This is a genomic window from Bacteroides salyersiae WAL 10018 = DSM 18765 = JCM 12988, from assembly GCF_000381365.1.
Classification (GTDB): domain Bacteria; phylum Bacteroidota; class Bacteroidia; order Bacteroidales; family Bacteroidaceae; genus Bacteroides; species Bacteroides salyersiae.
In genome coordinates, this window is the sequence record NZ_KB905470.1 from 106,082 (window position 1) to 112,500 (window position 6,419).

A 6,419-nucleotide genomic window follows, 5' to 3' on the forward strand; every position below is an offset into this window, starting at 1 on the left:
AGGTGTTCCTACATATTCATACCACCATCTACCTGAATCACCTGACCAGATACATAAGCAGACATATCAGAAGCCAGGAATGTTGCAACATCAGCAACGTCTTCGGGTGTTCCTCCACGACGCAAAGGTATTTTCTTCGCCCATTCCGTTTTTACTTCTTCGGACAAAGCAGCAGTCATATCCGTAATGATGAAGCCCGGAGCAATAGCATTGGCACGAATTCCACGAGAACCCAACTCCTGCGCAATGGACTTAGCCAAACCAATCATACCAGCCTTCGAAGCTGAATAATTAGCCTGTCCGGCATTTCCGTGAACACCTACCACAGAAGCCATATTAATGATGCTTCCGGCTTTCTGGCGCATCATGATCGGTGTACAAGCGTGAATAAAATTGAAAGCAGATTTCAGATTCACATTGATCACCATATCCCATTGCTGTTCACTCATACGCATCATCAGCCCGTCACGCGTGATACCGGCATTATTTACCAATATATCAATACGACCAAAATCTTTATGGATTTCTGCTACTACCTTTTCGGTATCTTCAAAATTGGCTGCATTCGAAGCATATCCCTTAGCTTTTACGCCCATTGCTTCTATTTCTTTAGCTGTATTTTCCGCATTTTCGTCAATCACGAGGTCAGTGAATGCAATGTTAGCTCCTTCTGAAGCGAATTTTAAAGCGATAGCCTTGCCAATACCGCGAGCGGCACCAGTCACAATAGCTGTCTTTCCATCTAATAATCCCATACTAAAATTGATTTTAATTAAATTTCTGTTCTATGAAGTGCGCCAAATACAATATTGGCGACATATCTTTTCCGGGTTTCCATATCCAGATTGGCTCCTATATGACCGCGAATATAAGGAACTTCTATACCCTTCACACAATAATGCACCAATGAGGCTGTCATATCCACATCGTCAATACAGAACACCCCCTTGTCTTTTCCTTCCTGCAACACTCCCTTAAAAAGTACCATCTCCTTGGCATCAAACTTTTTACGGACTTTCTCAACTCTCCATATATCGCGGAAAAAATTTGCACGCAAGGTACCATTACGATATACTACCTCTTTCACTGCATCCAGACGTGTATAAATCATCTCAATAATCTTTTTATCCGGTGAAATGTCCTTATCCGCCACCCGCTTCATCATGTCCGAAAGTATATCCAATTCTGACTCAACGACCGCCAAATAGATCTCATCCTTGCTTTTGAAATAGGTATAGAGAGTTCTCCTACCTTTTTTGGAAGCGAGGGCAATATCATTCATTGTGGTATTCTCCACTCCCATCTTTGCAAACAACTGACGGGCGACATCTACTAATCTGGCTTTTGTTTTTGATACGGTCATAGGTTATAAATTGCACATTGCTGAATAATTTGAGCAAAAGTAATTCTTTTCTTTCTACCACACAAGAAAAATACGAGATTATTAACAATTGTATATTAATATATGCGAATAAAAATATTCTATTATACCTTATTCATTATCAATACAATAAAGTATCATCGATCTTTTTTTAGAAAAATAATCAAGAAATAATTTGCTTATTAAATCAAAAGCTGTACCTTTGCACTCACAAAACATCGCGGAGTGGAGCAGTTGGTAGCTCGTTGGGCTCATAACCCAAAGGTCATTCGTTCGAGTCGGATCTCCGCAACAACATACGGAATAATTAATTGATTTACAATTAATTATTCCGTTTTTTCGTTTTGTACTGGGACAAAAACGGGACAAAACAAATCTATTTGTAATTCGAGTATTAACGGCTTAATCTGAAAATTTTGGGTATTTGGTTAAAATGCCTACTTTTGTATTATGGTCTCCTTTTTGAATCTGAACCCAACCTATCATTGAACCATAGTAAGGACTTTTTTATACCTTTATTCGTGAAACTCTCCCTCTACAGAAGCGGATATACTAAAAGAGAGGAGCTAAGATCACTCTCCACTCCTCCCACACGACAAACAACTAAAATTATTACTATTTGATGCCATCCAATGCTCTTTTGGCAGTAGCATTAGCGGGGTCTATAGCCAGAATTTTGTTCCAGTATTCTTTGGATTCGGGCAGCTTGTTGGCCACCAGATAATAATAGCCCAAATAACTGTAACATTCAACAAGTGCGGAATTATAACGGGGATCATTCTTGTTCACCAATAATGCAGCCACCTCTTCATAATAAGGTTTGGCAAGTCCCTGTGTCGTTTCCGGATCCAGTGCAGAGTTGGCACGCGCACGCCAGAAGTTACCTAAATAACTATCTGGAGCCGCTTGTGCAATCACCGCAAAAACCGAATCGGCTGAAACAAGTGCCGCTTTCCGCTCATCAAGGCTGACAGTCAGCGTATCGCTTTGTGTCCCTTTCCCATAATAAAGTTTACCTATCTGAAATTGTAGATCAGCAGTCTGCTCGTCAGCAGGTAAGGCCTCATAATATTTCTGATAGGCAACAATTGCATCCGTGTAATCATTCTTTTGCTCATAAGCATTAGAAATTTCACGCCATAACTCTGTTTTGGACGTATCCAGTTCAATCGCTTTCTGGTATTGCATGACAGCTTCATCATATTTCTTCAAAGCATTGAGCAGATGTCCGTAATACATATAATCCAAGTAGGAATAATCGGCTTTATCTGCAGCATTGAAAAAAGCGTCAGCTGCTTTTTGTGCATCATCGTAACGTTTCATATCCGTATAATTGTACATTGCCAAGCGGTTGAAAGCAGCATGACGCGCATTACGCTTTAAACCCAAGTTGGCAACTTCAAGAGATTTCTCAAAATCATGATTCAAGAAAAGAGCAAAAGCATATTTCACCAAATCATCTTCAGTAGTTTCAGACGAATGGATAAAACGGGCATATGCCTCGGATGCTTTATCAAAACGGTTATTCATATAATATACTTCAGCCAGTTTCTTGTCTGCAAGTACACTGGATGGAACCACCGACTTCAACTGTTCCAATTTTTCAATAGCCTGTTGCGGATTGGCTCCTTTATAAATATCAGCCAGTTTCAAATATGCTTGTTCATTCTTCGAATCGAAATAAATGGCTTGTTCATACATTTGGCAGGCTTTACCAGCATCTTTTTGGACAATAGCAATGTCACCTTCCAATACAGAAACAGCAGCAGATTTATTGTCCGCCTTTTTAGCCAAAGCCAAATATTCTTCAGCTTCAGATAGCTTTCCGGCATCGAGAAAAGCACGTGCAACGGCTACTACCAATTCCGGGTTCTTTTTATTCTTTCCTTTTAATAACTGCCCGGCTTCATCCGAAGCTTGTGCCGGATTAACCTGAATAAGTTCTTTCATTTTGGCAAGCCCCGCTTGCCATTCAGCATTATCCGATTGCGCAAACAGCGAACCGGTTGCTATAAATGCCCCTGCTAAAAAGATTTGAAATCGTTTCATTGTAATCAAATTTTAGTTATTATTCGTCCTTTACATTCACTACGCGTACAGGTTGAGTGGCCGGAACCAGTCCGGATTTCAATATGATCCGTTGCCCTCTGTCGGAAGTTAAAAAAGAGGCAAATCCCCAGGGCAATGCATTACGGGGATCATTAAGTAAAACATAAATGGGTCGTGCCAATGGATAATCACCATAATACAGATAAGCCTGATAGGGTTTATAACTATTCTCCGGTGTAGCCACATCTTCTGCACTGACAGCCATTACTCTAATTTCATTGCGAAAAGACAAGTTGGTCGTATCACTCCGGTTTCCCAACCAATTGACTCCGATTACCCCAATCGCATCAGGAGTTTGAGCTACATAGTCAATCACTTGCTGATTGGTCCGTAAAGCTTTTACCTCTGTTGTAGAGAACGGTTTTCCTCCACAGATAGAATCGGTAGCAAAACGTACAGTACTTGAATTCCGATTATCAAATACTACTCGGATATCCTTCAATGAAGAACCCGGATATACTTCTTTCCAACTTTTCACTTCCCCTGTCAATATCCGGCGAATATCGCGCACACTAATCAGGGAGTCCGGATTCTGACGATTCACAATCAACGCCAATCCGTCCGTCGCCAACTTTATCTCCCGCGGATAAAATTTACGGCTATGAAACGAATTCATTTCTTCCTCAGTCAATGTCCGCGTTGCAATGGCCAGACGCACACTGTCTTTAAGAAGCAGATTGATTGCTTCCACCTCTGTCGTATAGCGAGGAACAATTCCGGCTAAAGGGTAAACTCCCTCAAACACATCAATCTCCTCTTGGACGATAGGTTGGAAACTTTCATCAGCGGCAATTGCTATTACCCCTGATGTATACGTGTCAGTCAGTCCGTCTTTAGGTTTACGGTTACAAGCTGCCAATATCCCTAAAATGCATATACCGATTAGCCAAAATTGTTTCTTCATCATTTTATTTTACTGTAATCTAAACATTACCGGAACTGTATATTTCACTCTCACGGCTTTTCCGTTCTGCTTCCCGGGAATCCATCGGGGCATAGATTGAATTACGCGGAGTGCTTCTTTGTCCAAGTAAGGATCAACACCACGAGCCACACGTGCATCGGCAATCGAACCGTCTTTCTCTACTACGAACTGCACAATTACACGCCCTTGTGTCCCATTCTCCTGAGCAATCGTCGGATATTTGATGTTTTTCGCAAGGAATGCCATCAACTCCGCATTTCCTCCGGGATATGTCGGCATCTGTTCTACCATGTCAAACACTTTTTCCGGCTCCGGTTCCGCTTGGGTAACCACCTGTTTCAAGTCAGCAATGTCCTTACCATTCTCTTCATCATTACCTTTCACATCGGCTATGGAGATAGCTACCTTCGTTTCCGTCAGTTCTTGCTGGCTCTTAATCTCATCATCTTCATGCACTTCCTCGTCTTTTTTGATGACGGGTGCAGTAAATTTGATAGAACTCTTCAGTGCAGGAGGCGGAGGTGCCACCGGTTCTACCCGCTTCATTTCTTCCTGCTTAATCTCGGGTTCTTCCAGTTGTGACAAAGTAGTCACTTCCGTCATCACCTCTTTCTGCTTCGGTGTAGCAATCTTGATAAGTGTCGGTATACTAAATCCGACCAAAGCAATCACCAGCACAATCACCATCGCCAAATTGTGACGTTTAGGAGATTCCGAACGCATTTTAAAAGCGCCGTATGCCTTATTCTTGCCTTTGAATATCAGTTCACACCATTCAGGGGAGGTCAAATCTATTTTTGCCATTTCATTTTCTTTTTAGGTGTTACTTTATCATTCGGCAAGATTTTGTGAAAGCTCGCCTTTCGAGTCATAATTCTTTATCAAGAATTGGTCGGCTTCAGCAATATCCGTAATCACATACTTACCAATATTACATATCTGCATTTCATCGAGAGCATCAATCAGATTTCTATACGAAGCTTCATCTGTGGCTTTTATAATAACCGTCGGCGTATTCTTTCCGCTTTTTATTTCAGAAAGTTGCTTTCTGAAATCGTCCTCTGATATCTTAAGATCCAATTTTTGTTGCTTCAATTCGTTCACTTGACGAACAGCAGCAGCATTTTTCTTTAATAGAACAGCCCGCAAACCATCCGGTTTATAAGACGTCTCTTTCAACGAGGTATAATCCTTATAGTTAGGTTCACCTTCATAATAATATAGCTTGTTGTCACTTCCCAACAAAAGAGTAATAGCTTGTGAAGCCTTCACCTTACTTTGCTGTTCTTCCGTGATACTTTTGTCGTTACTCGGCATGCTTATCTCCATCGTTTGAGGTTTGCTCAAAGAGGTACAAAGCATAAAGAATGTAATCAGCAACATATTCATATCTACCATCGGCGTAAAATCAACGCGTACGGTCATCTTCTTCTGTTTACTGCCCTTCTTTTTATTGCCGCTTTCTTGTACTTCAGCACTCATAATTTTTTCGTTTTAGTTTTCAGAAGTTGTTTTCAGAGAAGTGATCAGATTATACCTGTTTTCTCTGAGGTCCTGAAGGGAGTTCATAACTTTCTTAATTACAGCATACGGAGTAGCCTGGTCTGCTTTGATTGCAATACGCAAATCCGAATTTACCGCACGTGCATTACGCACCCACGCTTTAAACTGGTTATCAATGCTGTCACAGGGGATACCTTCGTTTTTCAAGATAGCATCTTGTTTCTCGGACGGAAGATCCAGAAAAGTTTTCATACTCTTCATCGGTACTCCGAAAGTAGATGAGAGTGCAAATGTCTTTTCCTGTTCCGGCGTGAAGGTTACTCCATATTCTTCACCCATTTTTTCAAGCACGGCTTTCAGATCCGATTGCTTATCCATACTCATGAATATCTTACCATCGGGATCAACCAATATTGAAAGAATATTCTTTTCCGGAATTTTAATTTCAGAGACTGAGGCCGGAGTCGTCACCTGTACCGGTTCTTTTTTTACGAACGTAGA

At 41.1% G+C, this 6,419-nt stretch carries 7 protein-coding genes and 1 tRNA gene (1 of these 8 cut by a window edge); 1 reads left to right on the forward strand and 7 read right to left on the reverse strand.

The features are described from left to right. Positions 1-8 precede the first annotated feature (8 nt). The gene (gene fabG / locus HMPREF1532_RS20420) at positions 9-755 is read right to left on the reverse strand and encodes a 3-oxoacyl-[acyl-carrier-protein] reductase (protein WP_005934626.1); all 747 of its coding nucleotides are present in this window, start codon (positions 753-755) and stop codon (positions 9-11) included. A gap of 17 nt (positions 756-772) precedes the next feature. Then, positions 773-1,363, reverse strand: a complete 591-nt coding sequence (locus HMPREF1532_RS20425; protein ID WP_005934629.1) for a TetR/AcrR family transcriptional regulator — start codon at positions 1,361-1,363, stop codon at positions 773-775. Positions 1,364-1,600: 237 nt separating this feature from the next. On the opposite strand from HMPREF1532_RS20425, the gene HMPREF1532_RS20430 reads away from it, so the two are divergent. Then, positions 1,601-1,673 (forward strand) — tRNA-Met (locus tag HMPREF1532_RS20430). A gap of 323 nt (positions 1,674-1,996) precedes the next feature. Here HMPREF1532_RS20430 and HMPREF1532_RS20435 read toward each other — a convergent pair. The 5 genes in view from HMPREF1532_RS20435 to HMPREF1532_RS20455 are tightly spaced (at most 27 nt apart) and all read right to left on the reverse strand, a layout consistent with a single transcriptional unit that may run on beyond the window. Then, the gene (locus tag HMPREF1532_RS20435) at positions 1,997-3,430 is read right to left on the reverse strand and encodes a tetratricopeptide repeat protein (RefSeq protein WP_005934632.1); all 1,434 of its coding nucleotides are present in this window, start codon (positions 3,428-3,430) and stop codon (positions 1,997-1,999) included. A 19-nt stretch (positions 3,431-3,449) separates the two neighbouring features. Then, positions 3,450-4,397 carry a PstS family phosphate ABC transporter substrate-binding protein gene (locus HMPREF1532_RS20440; RefSeq protein WP_005934634.1) on the reverse strand — a complete coding sequence of 316 codons (948 nt, stop codon included), beginning with the start codon at positions 4,395-4,397 and terminating at the stop codon, positions 3,450-3,452. 6 nt (positions 4,398-4,403) lie between these two features. After that, the gene (locus HMPREF1532_RS20445; RefSeq protein ID WP_005934636.1) at positions 4,404-5,219 is read right to left on the reverse strand and encodes an energy transducer TonB; all 816 of its coding nucleotides are present in this window, start codon (positions 5,217-5,219) and stop codon (positions 4,404-4,406) included. 27 nt (positions 5,220-5,246) lie between these two features. Then, positions 5,247-5,897: an ExbD/TolR family protein gene (locus HMPREF1532_RS20450; RefSeq protein ID WP_005934638.1), complete on the reverse strand. Its 651-nt coding sequence runs from the start codon at positions 5,895-5,897 to the stop codon at positions 5,247-5,249. 12 nt (positions 5,898-5,909) lie between these two features. Further along, positions 5,910-6,419: the 3' portion of an ExbD/TolR family protein gene (locus tag HMPREF1532_RS20455; RefSeq protein ID WP_005934640.1), read on the reverse strand. 96 nt of this gene lie beyond the right edge of the window; the window shows 510 of its 606 coding nt (coding positions 97-606); its start codon lies off the right edge, out of view — the gene reads right to left on this strand; it ends in the stop codon at positions 5,910-5,912.

Bases quoted from the DNA above. Each gene is read 5' to 3' on its own strand.
- HMPREF1532_RS20425 (WP_005934629.1), bottom strand. From the start codon at position 1,363: ATGACCGTATCAAAAACAAAAGCCAGATTAGTAGATGTCGCCCGTCAG.
- HMPREF1532_RS20440 (WP_005934634.1), bottom strand. From the start codon at position 4,397: ATGATGAAGAAACAATTTTGGCTAATCGGTATATGCATTTTAGGGATA.
- HMPREF1532_RS20445 (WP_005934636.1), bottom strand. From the start codon at position 5,219: ATGGCAAAAATAGATTTGACCTCCCCTGAATGGTGTGAACTGATATTC.
- HMPREF1532_RS20435 (WP_005934632.1), bottom strand. From the start codon at position 3,430: ATGAAACGATTTCAAATCTTTTTAGCAGGGGCATTTATAGCAACCGGT.
- HMPREF1532_RS20450 (WP_005934638.1), bottom strand. From the start codon at position 5,897: ATGAGTGCTGAAGTACAAGAAAGCGGCAATAAAAAGAAGGGCAGTAAA.
- fabG (WP_005934626.1), bottom strand. From the start codon at position 755: ATGGGATTATTAGATGGAAAGACAGCTATTGTGACTGGTGCCGCTCGC.